Genomic DNA, 16,146 nt, shown 5'->3' with positions numbered 1-16,146 from the left:
GCGGGAAACGACGGAAAGTGCAGGCACAAGATGCGACCGGGCCTGCCTGCGCCAAGTCACTGCGGCAGTTCTGCGGCGGGGGACTCCTCCATGATCCGTTCGAGAAAGGAAACAATCGCTGCGTGGATCTCCGCCGCCCCTTCTCCGGCAAGGATCCCGTGCCGGGTGCGCGGAAAGCTCAGGTACTCCTTGTTGCGGCTCCCGATCAGCTCGAAAAGCCGCCGCGAGCCGCGCGCATCGACCACGGGATCGAGGTCCCCCTGCAGCACCAGGGTCGGAACCCGGATCTGCGGGAGCTTGGGCTCCAACTCGCGCATGAAGCGCTCCAGCTCCTGCAGCCCGACGACCGGGAGGCGGGCGTAGTTGATCTGGGGCCGCTCCGGCATCGTCTGCACGAACTCCTTCTTGCCGAGCTGGTATTTGAAGAGCTCCATGACCCGGTTCCACGCGGTGAGGGCAGGCGCGAAGCGGGATGAGATGTCGCGCAGCCGGTGGGGCGGGCTGACGGCGAAGACGCCGGCGACCGGGATCCGGCTGGCGCAGTCGAGCGCCACCCCGCCACCGAAGGAGAACCCGCCGACCACCACCTTGCTGCAGAGGGCATTCATCAGGGCAAACCCCGCATCCACCGACTCCACCCATTCCTTTCCCTTGCGCCGGGCAAGGTCCTCGGGCGAGGTGCCGTGCCCCTTCAGGCGCACCTGGTAGACCCAATATCCCTGCTGCTGCAGATACTGCGCGAGTTCGGCCACTTCCCGGGGCGCCGCAAGATAGCCGTGCACCAGCACCACCCCGACGCGCCGCGAACGCCCCCGCAAGAGCACCGGCGCCCCGACGGAGCGCTCCTTGGTCTCGCCGGGACGGTAAAAAGCCGCGTAGTCGATCTCGAATTCCTCCCGCGCCTGGCGCTCCAGGAGTTCGGCGACCCGGCGCCGGACCACCCACTCCGGAAGCCACGCCATGATCCGGACCTCCCGTTGCAAAAATCCCAGCGGCACCACCTCGTTCGCGATGACCCCGATCGGATTCTCCAGCCGGATCCGATGCACATCGGTGCGCGCCGACAGGCGATCCCGGTCCTTGACCAGGACTCCGTCACGCCGGGTGAGCACCGCCGTTTCCTGGGCCAGCAGGAAAAAGTCGCGGAACTTGTTGTAGCGATCGTCGGTCAGCAGGGCGACCTGTCCGATGTCCAGGCTGTGATGGCAGGCGACTCCGCTTCGTTTCAGGCAACTCGAAGCAAGGAGAAACACCCGGCGCCGGAAATCGTCTTCGGTGATGGTCCGAAAGGGAAGCGCCCGCAGCAGCGAAGCGAAGAGGTGGTCGTGGTTGACGGTGGTCATCCCGTAGATGGCCGCCATGTACCGGTCCATCAGCCGGACGGCTCCACGCCGCATCGCCGGGAGCGAATAGAGCCGGTCGTCGAAATCGAGCGGCTTGGGCGAGGCGATGTCACTCTGGATGTCGGAATCGGTGAGTTGCGCGGAGACGTCGAGCGCCTCTCCGAAGCGGATGTCCACGTCGACCCCGTTGAAGATCATGCTCCCTTCGGTGAGCATCTCCTCCCGCAGGCGGCTGGAGATCGTCTTCATGAAGAAATCGGCGACGGAGGTGAGGAGGTTCTCGTGGGCCCGGAGCGGATAGTAGGTGATGTTTACCGGGACGATCCAGGTCTTGCCGGAGACGACCGGAGCGAGATCGGTGATCTGGAACAGCTCCTGGAGCCGCGCCGCCTCCTCGGGGGCGCGCTGCGCCAGGGCCTGCAGCCGCTGCCGGTAGAACTGGGTACGCATGGCGAGCGCGGCGGCGCCGGAATGGGGCCGGCCGTTTTTTCCGGTGCCGAAAAAGGAGCGCTGCACCGCCCCCTTGTCCTTTACCATCCTCCCTTCCGGGAAGATGACCCAGTTCGCCTCCCCGGTAAGGAGACTCTTCACGACCAGGCGATCGCGGTCCGGGTCCCGGGTGGATACCGCTCCGACCAGCTCCAGGAAACTGCTGAAGGGCCCCTCGAAGAAGGAGGCATCGGCCAGGGACCAGACGGTAGCCCCGGTGGCTTGATGGATGTGGTACGGGAGGATGAGGGTTTCGATCCTGGTGAAGTGGTTCACCACGAAGACGATGGACCCCTTGGGAAGGTTCTCCCGGCCGTGGACCCGGATCCGCAGCTTGGAGAGCCCCTCGGCGAGGGAGATCATCCGCCCGGTGGCAAGGTAGGCGTAGGCGTTCATCGCTCCCCTCCCGAGGCTCCGCTCGCAGCAGCCCGGGAAAGGAGCCGCCGCAGCCATCCCGGGCGGTTGGTCATGATGGCGTCCACCTCCAGCGCGGCAAAGCGCCCCGCCCCGGCCGGATCATCCACGGTCCAGACGTGGACCTCCATCCCCGCCTCCCGCAGCCGGGCAACGAATGCGGCATCCAGGACCTTGTGCCCCCGGCTGGCCAGCCCGTCCGCACCGATCCTCTGGAGGGTCGCCACCACCTGTTCCGGCCTGGGGTACCAGCTGCCGCGCCAGCGGTAGTCGGTGAGCCAGCAGGCGCGGTAGCCGGGGAGCGTTTCCTTCAAGAGCTGGATCAGCGGGGCGCTGAAGCTGAGGAAGCGGACCCGCTCCGGCTCGACCCGGCTGGCCGCGAGCACCGTCGCGAGTTCCGGGACGATTTCCGTCCCGCTTTTCAGCTCCACGTAGATCCGCTTGCCCGGAGGAAGCTCGTCGAGCACCTCCGCAAGGGTGGGAATCCACTCGCCGCTCCAGGGGGTCCCCTGCCAGCGGCGCTGCTCCAGCGCGCGCAACTCGGCCACAGTGCTTTGGCGCACCTCGAGGTCCTTCGTGGCGGTCCTTCCGGTGGTGTCATCGTGCAGGCAGACGATGGCGCCGTCGGCGGTCAGGCGAAAATCGGCTTCGATGCCGTCGGCCCCCTGCTCGAAGGCGAGCCGGAAGGCGCCCAGGGTGTTTTCCGGGGCATCCCGCGAGGCGCCGCGGTGCCCGATGACAAGAGGTGTCGAGGACATGGCCGATTCCTTTCTTGCGCCCGAGAAACAGCAGGGGCCACACTCATAATCGGATGCCGGCCGGCAAAGGTAAAGCAAAAAGAAGGAGAGCCACCTGCCAGAAGGGCATCACCGGACCGGGAGCCAAAACGGCCTCCTCCGAGCGGGCCAGGTCTGGCTCTACCAGCGCCCCACCGGGGATAGAACCACGATGTCACACTTATGTAACATTCCGGAATGACATTACTTTCCCGTAAGAAAGGCTAAAGTTGCCGCGGGCGTTGCCGATGAGGGGAGGACACCATCTGAGGACCGGAGCAGCCGCCCCGGAGCAGCGGAAAGGAGAGGAGCATGAAACTAAACGACATGAAGATCGGCCCGCGCCTGGGCCTGGGCTTCGGCACCGTGGTCCTGCTGGTCATCGCACTGGGGGGAGCCGGGTTCTGGGGGATCAGCACCATCACCGGCGGCATGAAACGGGTCCTGGAGCAGGAGGTGAAGACCACCGAACTGGCGACCGACATCGCGGTGAAGGTGAACGAACTCCGCCGCTATGAAAAGGACAGCTTCATCAATATCGACAGTCCGGAAAAGGTCGCGGACTACCAGAAAAAGTGGCAGGAAAAACAACTGAAGGCGGCCAACCTGCTGGGCGCGCTGGAAAAGGAGCTGACCCGTGCCGATGAGCTCCAGGCCGTAAAGACGATGCGCGAGCAGATGCAAGGCTACGAAGCGGGATATGCCAAGGTGGTGGGCCAGGTGCAGCAACACCGGATCACGACCACGCAGCAGGCCAACCGCGCCATCGAAGAGTACAAGGACGCGATCCACCGGCTGGAGGCGGAATCGAAGTCCCTGGCGGAAAAGAAGAAAGAGGCGACCCAGCGCGAAGAGCAGCGGCTGCAGCAGAGCACCCAGCGCGCCGAGATCGTCCTTGCCGCCCTTCTGGCGGCCATCATCCTCATGAGCGTCGCGGTCAGCTTCGTCATCACGAGGAGCATCACGCGCCCCCTTGCCGTCGGGGTGGCCCTGGCGCGGCGTCTGGCGGTCGGCGACCTCAAGGTCGAGATCGGGGAGACGAGCAGGGATGAAACCGGGGAGCTGCTGGCAGCGATGCAGGAGATGGCCCGGCGGATCGGGGCGCTGGCTGCGGACGCAACTCTTTTGGCCCAGGCCGCCGCTGCGGGCAAGCTCGACGTCCGCGCCGACGCCAGCAAGCACGAGGGGGAATACTACCAGATCGTGGCCGGGGTGAATGCCACCCTCGATGCCGTCATCACCCCCCTCAACGTCGCGGCCACCTACGTAGAGCGGATCGCGCACGGCGACGTCCCCGCGAAGATTACCGACAACTACCAGGGCGACTTCAACGTTCTCAAAAACAACATCAACACCTGCATCGACGCGGTGAACCTCCTCATCGCCGACGCCAACCTCCTCTGCGCCGACGCCCTGGAAGGCAAGCTCGCCACCCGGGCCGACAGCCAGCGCCACCAGGGAGACTTCCGGAAGATCATCGACGGCGTGAACGCCACCCTCGATGCAGTGACCGGGCCTTTGAGCGTGGCCGCTGAGTGCGTGCGCAAGGTGGCACGGGGCGAGATCCCGCCGCCGATCACCGCCTCCTACCGCGGCGACTTCAACGAGATCAAAAACGACCTGAACCAGTTGATCGACGCCTCCGGCAAAATCACCGTCGCGGCGCGGACCGTCGCCTCGGGAGACCTCGGTATCGAACTCGTCCCCCGCTCGGAGAACGACGCCCTGATGCTGGCCCTTTCGGCAATGGTGCGCAAGCTGCGCGACGTGGTGACCGATGTCACCGAGGCGGCGAACAACGTCGCCAACGGCAGCCAGCAACTCTCCTCCAGCTCCCAGCAGATGTCCCAGGGGGCCAGCGAGCAGGCCGCGGCCGCCGAGGAAGCGAGCTCCTCGATGGAGCAGATGTCATCCAACATCCGGCAGAACGCGGACAACGCCCTGCAGACCGAGAAGATCGCAGCAACGTCGGCGGTCGAGGCGCAGGACGGCGGGAACGCGGTAGGCAAGACGGTCGCGGCGATGAAGGAGATCGCCGGGACCATCGGGATCATCGAGGAGATCGCGCGCCAGACCAACCTGCTCGCGCTCAATGCGGCCATCGAGGCGGCCCGGGCCGGGGAGCACGGCAAGGGATTTGCCGTGGTGGCCTCCGAGGTGCGCAAGCTCGCGGAGCGGAGCCAGAAGGCGGCCGGGCAGATTTCCCAACTTTCGGCATCGAGTGTCGAGGTGGCTGAGAAGGCCGGTATCATGCTGGACGGGATGGTGCCCAAGATCAACAAGACGGCGGACCTGGTCCAGGAGATCTCCGCCGCCTGCCGCGAGCAGGATTCCGGTGCCGACCAGATCAACCGGGCGATCCAGCAGCTCGACCAGGTAATCCAGCAAAACGCAGCGGTTGCCGAGGAGATGGCGTCCACCGCCGAGGAACTTTCCAGCCAGGCGGAACAGCTGCAGGATGCCATCTCGTTCTTCTCGGTCGGCGACCAGGCGAGATCAGGAAAAGCGCGGGGCAGCTCCCCGCAGCGGAGCCTCCCCCGCAAGTCCGCGCAGAAAGAGCCGCGGGGCAGCAACGCGAAGCAGCTGCTTGCCAGCAACGGAGCCGGCGTGGATCTCGCCCTGCAGGAGGAGGCACTCGGAGAGTTCGAGCGGTTCTAGAAGAAGGCACCGACGGTAACAAAACAAGGGCGCCGGGCCACCCGCAAAGCGGAGTGGTCCGGCGCCCTTGTTTTTAGAAGCCCCCGGTAGGAGCGACATTCTTGTCGCGATGGAGTCTAATTGCTGCGTACATTGTGGGAGCGCCTTTCCAGGCGCGAATGCCCCCAACCGTTGTCTCCGCCTCCGGCGGTTCGCGCCAGGAATGGCGCTCCCACAGAAATGGCAGCTCCATGCCAGTTATACAGGGAGCGCCATTCTTTTCGCGATCAAATCTCCGCTTCTCCGTCGGTCCTCAAATAACCACCCTGTTCCCTCCCCTGTCCTGTGGGAGCACCTTTCCAGGCGCGATTAACGGCAACCGTTGCCCAAGCCCCCCCTCTTGTGAGTTAGGTTGAGGAGCGCCCCCCTGTAGGAGCGACATTCTTGTCGCGATTTCCCGACCGGTATCGCACAGGAATGCCCCCTTTTTCTCAACATAATGGAATCCGAATTTCCCTTGTGGGAGCGCCTTTTCAGGCGCGATTAACGGCAACCGTTGCCACCGCCTCCGGCGGATCGCGCCAGGAATGGCGCTCTCTTAACTGAACGGGATTATCCCCCAAAAGAAGTTCCGTCCTTTGATCCCCCCCTTTGGCAAAGGGGGGTCAGGGGGGATTTGGTTTTGAGGTTCTAACTGGTCGAAAGAACCTCCCGCACCGCCTCCAACTCCGGTGCCCCCTGCCGTTCTGCAGCCAGTTCCAGCGCCACCATTCCCAGATCCCGGTAGAGGCGCCCCAGCTCCGGCTCCCACCCGTCGAGCGCCGCGATCTGCCGCCCGACCACCTCGGCATCCCCCCGCGAGATCGGTCCGGTTAGCGCCTCGGCCGGACCGACCCGAAATACGTTATCCAGTGTCCCCCGCACCAGCGGCTCCATCACCTGCAATGCCGTTTCCCGGGACAGCCCACCTTTGCCGTAGGCGCGAAGGCCGGCTTCTATCAGCGCGTTGAGGTAGTTGCAGACCATGACCGAACCGCAGTGGTAGAGCGTCTTGTATTGCGGGTCGATCGAGAAAGGCATGCCGCCGATGGCGGCGAAGGCTTCCTCCAAGAGGGGAAGCGCGCGGGGGTCGGCTTCCATGCCGCACCACGTGCCGGCAAAGCTTTCCGCCGAAACCGCGGGATCGGCGAAGCTCCGCACCGGATGGACACTGGCGACGGCTCCCCCGGAAATAACCGCCGGGAGCAAGACGGAGCTGGGGAGCGCGCCGGAGAGATGGCAGACGACGCTTCCACCAGAGACCAAGCCAGTGCGGCCGAGGCTCTCGGCGCAGGAAGCAAGAGCGCCATCGGCGGCGGCGATGAGAAAAACGTCCGCCGGACCGAGCTCCGAAAAGTCAGCGACGGGAGTCCCCGCGCCGATGAACGCGGCAGCGTCCGCGGCGCTTTCCGGCGAGCGGTTCAGGATCTCCCCAATGGCAAAGACGCCATTCCGATGCCAGAGCCTTCCCAGCGTTTTGCCGACCTTGCCACAGCCGATGATGGTAACCCTTTTCATGCCAAGCACTCCCTGACCTCCCTCCCAGCTATGTAAATTCCCATCAGTAGACAGTTCAAAAGCGATGAATCAAAAAAACGGAGCTTCCGAGAATTCCGGGGAACCTACAGTATATTTCCACCAAGCGCTGCTTGAGAACTCGCGTTCCCCCCTTTGCGAAGGGGGGAACGTAGCGCCTCGTCTCGTCCTTCGAATGAACACCACCTTGACTCCCCAGAATTCCAGGATGAAAAAAAAGCGGCAAGGTGCGTGAAGATACCCTTGCCGCTTTCCATATTCCACCTAATTTTTTCAAGTGGGTAAGCTAGGCGCTCAGGGCGTCCCAAGCCCGATGAAGTCCCCCTTTGCGAAGGGGGATTTAGGGGGATTTGCTTCTAGGGTTCAACCCTTTCGAGATAACCCACACCTAGTCTTGTCGAATGCGTAAGCCAGGCGCCCGGGGAATCCGAGAGCCGTGGGATCAGGTGACGATGTAGGATACTGGGGCGGACCAGTCGCTGCGGTTGCCGTCGACGTCGTACTGGAGTCGAAAAGTCAGCTTGGTGGCCAGCTCCAGGTCTTGTAGCTCCTTCGTGCTGGTAACGAACTGCACGACTACGTTGTAAGACGATTCGTCGACCGGGTCCCCTTTGCACATGGACAGGACGTAGCTGACCTTGCCGGGATGAGCTTTCACCCTGATCACTGCGGAGCCTGGCTTACCTCCACGCTTGATACTCTTGATGACCGGGGGATATTCCGGCTGCGCAACGACGACGCGTGTCGCCGCCCTGCTCTTCAACCGGAATCCGGTGTTTTCCAGAATACTTAAATCTTTCTTCCGGACTGCCACCATTTGTATGTACGTCCCGATAAGGGTAAGGCCAGTGATCAAATCTTCCCGGGCTTGGTTTCGCTCGGTAATCCAGTTCCGATGACCGGTATTCGCCGCCCTTACCTTCTCCCAGAGCGTGGTCACCAGCCCTTTCAACTCTTGCGGATCCGGAGCAACATCCGTAGACCATTGGTAATTGCGGAAAAATGGATGCTCAATCAGGAGATCCGCGATATTTCCACCACGCAAAACAAGATTGTCGTTGTTTAGATCGTAAAACCTTAGGTCGAGTAAATCGATCATAGCAGCCCTCCATCATAATTAGTGGACTCTCACCCCCCCCCATCGATTGCGAAGTATAGCTCCGCCGAAAAACCACTCAAGGGTCCCGCGATATTAATTTGGTCAGGCATCCCCTCTAACCCTGCCAGTACGAAGTCTGAAACCTTCTCATCAAACGGAGGGCCATCCCTCCAAGATTGGATGACCGTCCTCCTCAGCCGAAGAAAAAGAAAGAAGGCCCTTCAGCCGAAGAGGTGGCTCTCAAGCCGAGGAGGGTGGCTCTCAAGTCGGAGCGGGTGGCTTGGAAGCCGCAGAGGGTGGCTCGGAAAGCCGCAGAGGGTGGCTCCGAAGCCGCGGAGAGAGGCTCCGAAGCCGCAGAGGAGGCTCCGAAGCCGCGGAGGGTGGCTCCGAAGCCGCAGAGGGAGGTTCCGAAACCGCAGAGGGTGGCTCTGAAGCCGCAGAGGGTGGCTACGAAGCCGCGGAGGGTGGCTCTGAAGCCGCAGAGGGTAGCTCCGAAGCCGCAGAGGGTGGCTCCGAAGCCGCAGAGGGTGGCTACGAAGCCGCAGAGGGTGGCTACGAAGCCGCAGAGGGTGGCTCTGAAGCCGCAGAGGGTGGCTACGAAGCCGCAGAGGGTGGCTACGAAGCCGCAGAGGGTGGCTCCGAAGCCGCGGAGGGAGGCTCCGAAACCGCAGAGGGAGGCTCCGAAACCGCAGAGGGAGGCTCCGAAACCGCAGAGGGAGGCTCTGAAGCCGCAGAGGGTGGCTCCGAAGCCGCAGAGGGAGGCTCTCAAGCCGCAAAGGGTAGCTCCGAAGCCGCAGAGGGAGGCTCTGAAGTCGCCGAAGGAGGCTCTTCAGTCGGAGAAGACCTCTCTCCAGCTAAAGGAGGGGGCTCTCCGCCCGGGGAAGAGGCGTCTCAAGCCTAAGAGTGGCTTCCTTCGCCCGAAGAAGGAAGCTCTTCGGCGAGAGAGGGGGGGGGGTCCCTGAAGGATGTACTTATGGTGAACAACGGGGTGATTCACACCGAAAAGCATTTAGTTCTGGGGGGAGTTGCGTCGTGGTGCAACAGGGACTTATTGTGGCTGGTAAAGACGGCATGCAGTGCCGGCGGTAATGGAGGGCATCTCGTTTGGCTTGCGGAACCTATCAAAGTCGCCGGGTAGCCCCCTGGATTTACCCATTGGGATCTGACTCTTTCCTGCCTATTAATGCTTCCCTAACCTTTACCGATAGAGAGTCAATATTGAACGGCTTTTGCAAAAAAATCATGTTTTTATCTATGTTACCTCGATCAGCCATAACATCGGCAGTATAACCGGACATGAACAAACATTTCATGTTGGGATTGGACTGAAGCAAATTTCTCGACAGATCACGTCCATTCATTCCAGGCATGATGATGTCGGTAACCAATAGATCTATTCTTCCCTGATTCTTCTCGGCAAGTTCCTTTGCCTCTTCGGGCGAATTGGCTGACAATACCTTATATCCCAACTTGGAAAGCATCGTAGTGCCTAGGTTCATAATTGCAGCTTCATCTTCTACCAGTAGAATTGTTTCGTTGCCCCCAACGAGAGCTGGCTTGTCATTTGACTCGGTAACTACATCTGTTACACCAGGAAGATAAATTCTGAAAATAGTCCCCTGCCCCGGTTCGCTGTACACTTTGATTTGCCCACCATTCTGCTTAACGATGCCATAGACCGTTGCCAAGCCTAGTCCGGTTCCTTTCCCAACTTCCTTGGTGGTATAAAATGGTTCGAAAATATGTGCGATAGCCTCTTTTGGTATGCCACATCCATTATCGGACACAGAAAGTACTACGTATTCGCCCGGTGAGACATCGGTGCGCTCATCCCACCCAGTGTTGTCGATAGTAAAATTTTCCGTTTTGATATCAACCTTCCCTACACCTGAAATGGCATCCCGTGCATTGACACAAAGATTTGCCATTATCTGATCCAGTTGGGATGGATCGATTTTTATCCTTAGAAGTTTTTTGCCGGGCTTCCAGACAAGATCAATATCCTCACCCATGAGTCGCTGAAGCATTTTCAACATACTGGAAACGGCATCGTTGAGATCAAGTATTTTTGGTTCTACTACCTGTTGGCGGGAAAATGTCAGCAATTGTCTGGTGACTTCAGCGGAACGCTCTGCAGCGTTAAGGATTTCCTCCAAGTGATGATAAACTGGATTTGTTTGATCTGCTTTCATAAGCCCAAGTTGGGCATTGCCAACAATAATAGTGAGCATATTATTGAAATCGTGGGCTACTCCTCCGGCGAGTCGGCCAACTGACTCCATCTTCTGAGCTTGCTGAAACTTAACTTCGGTCTTTCGATGTTCGGTGATATCCCGCACCGTCTGGATAATGCCGATGATATTTCCTTCGCTGTCAAGTATTGGCGAGCAGATATAAGACGCCCAGAGGGTTTTCCCGTTATTCGGAAACTGAATTTGGACTTCGGCAGTATCAACCGACTCTCCAGCAATAACTTTGTGCAGCCTCTCCAACACACCAATTTCTGCCAGAACCGGGAAAACATCCTGAGGCAATCGCCCTATTACTTCAGCGGATTTTTTCCCGGTCATCTTCTCCATATAGGGATTCCAAACCCGATAATAAAGATCACGGTCGTGAACGACGATACCTTCCTGTGCACTGTTGATAATAAGCTGATTCAACTTTAGAGCTTGCCGCAAATCCTCCTCTGACCGCTTGCGCTCGGTGATGTCCTGCACCGTCACGGCCAGTCCGTTGCCGGAGCGCACGAGCCTTCTCTTTTCCCACTCGATGTGCAAGCTGCTTTCCAGCGGCGTTCGTGTCTCATCTTCATAGAAGCCCGATGCCATCGCCCCGCGGAAAATGTCCATCAACTCATTGAAATACGTCGCCGGGTGGAGACTGGAGAGTTTCATCTGCAGGAGCTCCCTTTGCGGGATGCCGTAGAACTCCGCGCCGCGCTTGTTGCAATCGACCACGACAAAGTCGACGATGGCGCCGCTCTTGTCGTACAGGGCCTCATACATATAATAGGCCTCACTCCCTCCTTCCGTGGCGATACGATAGGCCCTGCGCACCTCCTCCTCCTGATGCTTTTTCCTGACCAGGTTTCTTGACATTCTTGCGGCCGCCAGTGCAAACAGGAACAGGATAACGCTTCCCGAGGTCGCCATTCTCCGGTCGGCTGCCCAGACTTTCTGATGGGGAGCAAGATAATCCTGTTCGGAGAGTCCCACCATGGCGACCAGCGGATACTCCGCCAGCGTTTTCCAGGCGACATAGCGCGACAGCTTGTCGCCAAACCATTGCTCACCGTTTAAATACGAGGTGCCTTCAGGTAAATTGAAAAGCGGCACGGCACGCAGCATGGCAGCATTTGAATCTTGCGTCGAACTTCCGAATTTCGCTGAACGCAGGGTCCCGTCCAGACCGGCCGCCATCAGCAGTCCCGTTTTGCCCGGGAAGGCCCCGGCATAGAAGGCGGTAAGGTAGTGGAGGTCAAAGCCAACAATCGCGATCCCATCAAACATCCCTTGCGGCGTGTTCAACCGGCGCGTAAACGAGATGACAGGGTTCCCTGTCGTTCGTGACACGATCGGCTTCCCGATCAGAAGCGCTTTCGAGTCATCGTTTTTATGGTAGGTAAAGTAATCCCTGTCGGCAAACGAGACGTTCGCCAGGTTGCCGAGGATAGCTGTTACCGGTCTCCCTTCCCGGTTGACGATGATCACATTGATGATCTGGGGATCGCGAAAGAGCCCCCCCTGCGACAACTCCCGCAGATTCAGATTTCCTTGGGACCGTTCCCAGGCGTACTGCATCTGCAAGGTGATCTGATTTGCCCGTTCGATTGCCTGGGTGAGATACTGCACGTAGTCCTTGCACAGCTCCGAGGCTTCCGCGAGCGCTTTCTTCTCGCACACCCGCTTCTCCGCATCAATTTTCGAGAGGGTCCAATACCAGAGCGCCGCGGCCAGCGCGAGACACAGCAGAGGCCATGCAAGAATTTGCAGAATGCCACTCCTGATGAATTTGGAGCCCGAGATGGTGCGCCCGGCATGCTGGAGCACGCTGTCGATGGACATGCTGATCCTTTTTCCCACCCCTTATTTCACTCCCCAGATTTTTCGGTATCTCTCCCGGTAACCGTTATCCGGGTCGAACTCGTTGTACTTGCCGCCGTCGAATTTGATATTGGCAGGAGTCACCAGGTGAACCGGGGCCGAATAGCCACTATCCTTCTGCCCGGCAAAGGCGCGGTTAAGTTCGTCAATGGCCTGCCAGCCATGAAGTCGGAGCGGTTCGGCGACCGTGCCGATCTGGTAGCGGTTCTTGCGAATCCGCTCGAACGCAAGCTCGCTGCCATCCCCAGCGGATATGTTCCTTGGATAACCGTTGCCGGGAATCGCGGCGGCAATAAACGTGGGTGGCATGGCATCAAAGTAGAGATCATTGACGGCAATTGAATACGTCCATTTCCCGCTATAGCTCCGCAACAGCCATGCAGTACGCTGCGGCATGGCTGTTGCGGTATTTTTCAAAGGGGTAGTGTCAACAATCAGCACCCTGCATCCCGCGCACTTGCGCAGAGTGTTGATTGCTGCGTTGGTCTTTTCGTTGGCAATTGCGTAGATGGGATCGTTGAAGATGATCACTCCTGCCGTGCCATTGGAGTCAGCCACGGCATACATCGCGGCGGCCTTGCCGACATCAGTCGGTTCCGTGGCGAGATTGGTGAAGATCGGCATGCTACGGTCAGGCCCCGGCTTACCCAAGGCATGCCACCCCACTATCTTGATACCCTTTGCCGCGATGTCTCTGATCTCATCGGCCTGCTCCTGAGCGTCGACAGTGCCGAGTATGATGCCGTCCGGCTTGAGACTGGCCGCCTGCCTCAAGGCATTCCTTCTACCAGACACCGTGCCTTGACCGTCGATCAGGCGAAAATGCCAGCCTATGACCTTTGCCGCTTCCGCTGCAGCCTTGCCGACTCCGCGGGCCCCGCCATTGCGCTGGTCAGCGCTGACATAAATGACGGACTTGTTGCGTTGGGCGGACGGTCCGGTGGTCGGCCCGTTCCAGGGTAGATTGGGCTTGGAAACGAGGTCTGTATAGCGCTTCGCCTCGGCAACGAATGAATCCTGGGCAACCGCCACGCTGTACAGCAGTGTGGCAGCGACCCCGACCGTCCCTATTAAGAACGACTTGTTTTTCATCGTCACCCCCTTTAACTCGGCAATCATCCGAATCTACTACGCGGTTGGAGGGACAAACGGGGGAACTAACGGGGGTCCAGTGGAACTGTCGGGAACTAACCGCTGGAACTAACTGGTCAGGCTTGGCAAGTTGCAAAGTCTCTTCCGAGGTTGGGGGAGATTACCACTTTGCCAGCCTGGACCCCGGTTCTTACACGAAAAACAATTAACAAATTTTATATTCTAAAATTAATGTATCAGGGAAAATTTGTGAGTGCCAATGGCAAGTTAGGATCATAACATACTACTCATAAAATGCCACACAACTGTCTCATTGGTAACCCGGGAATGGCAAACCGGCCCTGCTTACTGCCCCTTTGACAAAGGTGGGCTGGGGGGACTGGCCTTGGTCCTTGAACAAGGACAGTCAGGAGGACCCAATGACTCAAGCCAAAGAGTGGTTTCTTCGCCAGAAGAAAGAAGCTCTACGGCGAGAGAAGGGGGTTCTCTGAAGAAGGCACCTTCTGATCAATAGTAAGGGGGTGGATCACACCGAGAAGCATTGGGTTCTGAGGGGGAATTGCGTCGTGGTGCAACAGGGGCTCATTGTGGCTGGGAAAGACGGCATGCAGTGCCGGCGGTAATGGAGGGCATCTTCTTGAGGGGCAAAGTCGTACGTCAAGTTGAGGAACGAAACGCCACAACCGATTCGCGCAGTAACATCTACACAGAAAACAAAGCCCGGAGCGCAGCAAGCTGCGTTCCGGGCTTCTTTTTCACCCTGGCACTGACTCAGAAGGATACCGGTGATGGCGGTGTATTACGAGTTCACGAGGAACGCATAATTCCATGGGCGTCCCCCTATCGTCCTGGGCGTCCCCCTATCGTCCGGCAGCCGCACCTCCGATCCTGGCTGAGGAAAGGCACCCGGTTCCCACCGGGTGCCTTTCTTTTGGTCGATATCGCCGGAAGCCCCCCCTACCCCCGCGGGGGCTCCAAGGGGCCGTACCATTTGCCGTTGAGGGTCTCGATGGGAATGCTCCCCTCCACGCCGTGCTGCAACGCGACCAGGTTTCCGTTGGCGTCCGGCCGAATCGCCACGATAGTGATCGCCGGCTGCCGGGGATCGCTGTGGTGGGTACCGCCGGCAACGTACCAGTACTTGCCGGCGGCAACCGGCTTTTCCTGAGTCCATGACATAACCGCCTACCTCCAGTGTCAGTGATAGGGACCAAGGTCCCAGCCGAGCCAGTTGGCCGCTACCGGGGTGGGCGGGCCCGGCGCCACCGGCGCGGTGCCCCCCCCTGCAAACAAAAATGCCCGGCCCCCCCGAAGGGTGCGCCGAGCATCGTTGCTGGCCGAAAGGCTTTGCTTTGCCACCAACTATAGTGGGAGAGGGTCACGTGAGCAAAAAATAATGTGGCAAAAGAGGAGGGCGGGGCCACGTCTTTTCCGAAGCAAAGGTCCTTCTCGGTACCCGTGACCTACCGGTTCCTGTCGGAATCGGTGGCGGGCTTGCCGCGGAATACGCAGGTCAGGCCCTCTTGGATCAAATCATTTTGCACGGAACATTTCATCTAGCAGCGGAGCCATTTTGGTACGGCGCCACCGCTCCCGCTATCCGAACATTGATTTGTACCAGTACCCGCCTTCATCGTGCAGCCACGTTGAAAACTCAGGGCAGTCGAGGACTGCCAATTCATTCATATTAATTTTGTACCTATTGAATAGCGAAAGCAGCTCTCTCATTTGGACTTCGTCAACTTTGTCCTTCTCTACTGAAATATCAATAGCGATGCCTGCCCCCTCATAGTTAGTTACGCAATCCAGCTTACCCAACCACTCAAAAAAAGCGGCTTCATCATGTTGGGAAAAAAACACAACACCTTGGGCTTCAAGAATTACCGTTTCAGACTTCATCTCTTCCTTCCTCCAGGATAAACGTTGACATAGCCTCCGCCAGCCAGCAGGGGCCGTTGGTCATTTGATTAAGTTCCCACAGTAACTTAACGAAGTAACCAGCGTCCCCTCTCCTCTAGTAGACAAGTCCCGTCTCATCCGGTTCCCTTCCAGTAAAGCCGTACTTACTGTCCTCTACTCTTTTACTTTTCGTGGATGACAGAAATTATCCTGCCATCCCTCTTACTAATCTCTACAATCACTACTCCTCCACGCGCCCCAAAGAACATATTTCCATGAAATGTACCTGTAACCGTCCACACATCTCCTTTAAGTTCAGCAGATAACGGTTTCTCTTTTTCAATCTTCGCTTTTCCATAAATAGGGATCGCAACTGCCTCAGCAATTTTTACGGCTGTATCATTGTCGGGCACAAAGCCTGCTGGCGGAACATATCCTGGTTCTTTCTCTGACGCAAATGTCACAATGTAGAAGAAGAAAATTGTAAAAGGTATTAGCAACAAATTATATCTTATAACCATGAGCGATACTCCAATCACTGGGGGGGGACAAGCCTGAGTCAAAGCCTCCTCCCAGGCTAAGAAAAGGGGGCAGGCTGCTTTCCTTTCTCGTTGGTTGATTATAAAATTCAGCCTGTCCCCACTGCTGTCCCATAGACTCTAAAGTAGCGCCAGCTGTGGATTTGGCGTATTTTTGGGTGGTCGAAATAGGTGCTC

The 16,146-nt window shown here is 58.9% G+C and carries 12 protein-coding genes; 1 reads left to right on the top strand and 11 read right to left on the bottom strand.

The window, feature by feature from the left end; all coding sequences use genetic code 11:
* Positions 1–56 precede the first annotated feature (56 nt).
* Together JFN93_RS23020 and JFN93_RS23015 are read right to left on the bottom strand one after the other, a co-directional pair.
* Complete coding sequence (locus JFN93_RS23020; RefSeq protein ID WP_199386738.1) at positions 57–2,228, bottom strand: alpha/beta fold hydrolase; 2,172 nt, start codon at positions 2,226–2,228, stop codon at positions 57–59.
* Positions 2,225–3,004 carry a glycerophosphodiester phosphodiesterase gene (locus JFN93_RS23015; RefSeq protein ID WP_199386737.1) on the bottom strand — a complete coding sequence of 260 codons (780 nt, stop codon included), beginning with the start codon at positions 3,002–3,004 and terminating at the stop codon, positions 2,225–2,227. The genes JFN93_RS23020 and JFN93_RS23015 overlap by 4 nt, the downstream gene beginning before the upstream one ends.
* A 330-nt stretch (positions 3,005–3,334) precedes the next feature.
* On the opposite strand from JFN93_RS23015, the gene JFN93_RS23010 reads away from it, so the two are divergent.
* Positions 3,335–5,680: a methyl-accepting chemotaxis protein gene (locus tag JFN93_RS23010; RefSeq protein ID WP_199386736.1), complete on the top strand. Its 2,346-nt coding sequence runs from the start codon at positions 3,335–3,337 to the stop codon at positions 5,678–5,680.
* Positions 5,681–6,349: 669 nt separating this feature from the next.
* Here the strand turns inward: JFN93_RS23010 and JFN93_RS23005 are convergent.
* From JFN93_RS23005 to JFN93_RS25380, 9 genes are all read right to left on the bottom strand, one after another.
* Entirely contained in the window at positions 6,350–7,216 is an 867-nt protein-coding gene (locus JFN93_RS23005) for a Rossmann-like and DUF2520 domain-containing protein (RefSeq protein ID WP_199386735.1), read from the bottom strand.
* A gap of 460 nt (positions 7,217–7,676) precedes the next feature.
* The gene (locus JFN93_RS23000; RefSeq protein ID WP_199386734.1) at positions 7,677–8,333 is read right to left on the bottom strand and encodes a hypothetical protein; all 657 of its coding nucleotides are present in this window, start codon (positions 8,331–8,333) and stop codon (positions 7,677–7,679) included.
* 193 nt (positions 8,334–8,526) lie between these two features.
* Complete coding sequence (locus JFN93_RS22995; protein ID WP_199386733.1) at positions 8,527–9,102, bottom strand: hypothetical protein; 576 nt, start codon at positions 9,100–9,102, stop codon at positions 8,527–8,529.
* 379 nt (positions 9,103–9,481) lie between these two features.
* Positions 9,482–12,400: a PAS domain S-box protein gene (locus JFN93_RS22990; protein WP_199386732.1), complete on the bottom strand. Its 2,919-nt coding sequence runs from the start codon at positions 12,398–12,400 to the stop codon at positions 9,482–9,484.
* A gap of 21 nt (positions 12,401–12,421) precedes the next feature.
* Positions 12,422–13,531, bottom strand: a complete 1,110-nt coding sequence (locus JFN93_RS22985) for a substrate-binding domain-containing protein (protein WP_199386731.1) — start codon at positions 13,529–13,531, stop codon at positions 12,422–12,424.
* Between the two features lie 957 nt (positions 13,532–14,488).
* A complete protein-coding gene (locus JFN93_RS22980; RefSeq protein ID WP_199386730.1) occupies positions 14,489–14,710 on the bottom strand; it encodes a hypothetical protein in 222 nt (73 codons plus the stop codon).
* Between the two features lie 417 nt (positions 14,711–15,127).
* On the bottom strand, positions 15,128–15,430 hold the full coding sequence (locus JFN93_RS22975; protein ID WP_199386729.1) for a hypothetical protein: 303 nt from the start codon (positions 15,428–15,430) through the stop codon (positions 15,128–15,130).
* Between the two features lie 182 nt (positions 15,431–15,612).
* Entirely contained in the window at positions 15,613–15,951 is a 339-nt protein-coding gene (locus tag JFN93_RS22970; RefSeq protein ID WP_199386728.1) for a YbbC/YhhH family protein, read from the bottom strand.
* Positions 15,935–16,146: hypothetical protein (locus JFN93_RS25380; RefSeq protein ID WP_215907849.1), on the bottom strand; the 212-nt coding region annotated here is incomplete at its 5' end. The genes JFN93_RS25380 and JFN93_RS22970, both read right to left, overlap by 17 nt.

This window comes from Geomesophilobacter sediminis (assembly GCF_016458275.1).
GTDB lineage: Bacteria > Desulfobacterota > Desulfuromonadia > Geobacterales > Geobacteraceae > Geomesophilobacter > Geomesophilobacter sediminis.
The sequence above is the reverse complement of the archived record's forward strand: the minus strand, read 5'-3'. Positions and strand labels throughout refer to the sequence as shown.

What these genes read in the sequence shown, in the direction of transcription:
- JFN93_RS23020 (WP_199386738.1), bottom strand. Translation starts at nt 2,228, where the DNA reads ATGAACGCCTACGCCTACCTTGCCACCGGGCGGATGATCTCCCTCGCC.
- JFN93_RS23015 (WP_199386737.1), bottom strand. Translation starts at nt 3,004, where the DNA reads ATGTCCTCGACACCTCTTGTCATCGGGCACCGCGGCGCCTCGCGGGAT.
- JFN93_RS23010 (WP_199386736.1), top strand. Translation starts at nt 3,335, where the DNA reads ATGAAACTAAACGACATGAAGATCGGCCCGCGCCTGGGCCTGGGCTTC.
- JFN93_RS23005 (WP_199386735.1), bottom strand. Translation starts at nt 7,216, where the DNA reads ATGAAAAGGGTTACCATCATCGGCTGTGGCAAGGTCGGCAAAACGCTG.
- JFN93_RS23000 (WP_199386734.1), bottom strand. Translation starts at nt 8,333, where the DNA reads ATGATCGATTTACTCGACCTAAGGTTTTACGATCTAAACAACGACAAT.
- JFN93_RS22990 (WP_199386732.1), bottom strand. Translation starts at nt 12,400, where the DNA reads ATGTCCATCGACAGCGTGCTCCAGCATGCCGGGCGCACCATCTCGGGC.
- JFN93_RS22985 (WP_199386731.1), bottom strand. Translation starts at nt 13,531, where the DNA reads ATGAAAAACAAGTCGTTCTTAATAGGGACGGTCGGGGTCGCTGCCACA.
- JFN93_RS22980 (WP_199386730.1), bottom strand. Translation starts at nt 14,710, where the DNA reads ATGTCATGGACTCAGGAAAAGCCGGTTGCCGCCGGCAAGTACTGGTAC.
- JFN93_RS22975 (WP_199386729.1), bottom strand. Translation starts at nt 15,430, where the DNA reads ATGAAGTCTGAAACGGTAATTCTTGAAGCCCAAGGTGTTGTGTTTTTT.
- JFN93_RS22970 (WP_199386728.1), bottom strand. Translation starts at nt 15,951, where the DNA reads ATGGTTATAAGATATAATTTGTTGCTAATACCTTTTACAATTTTCTTC.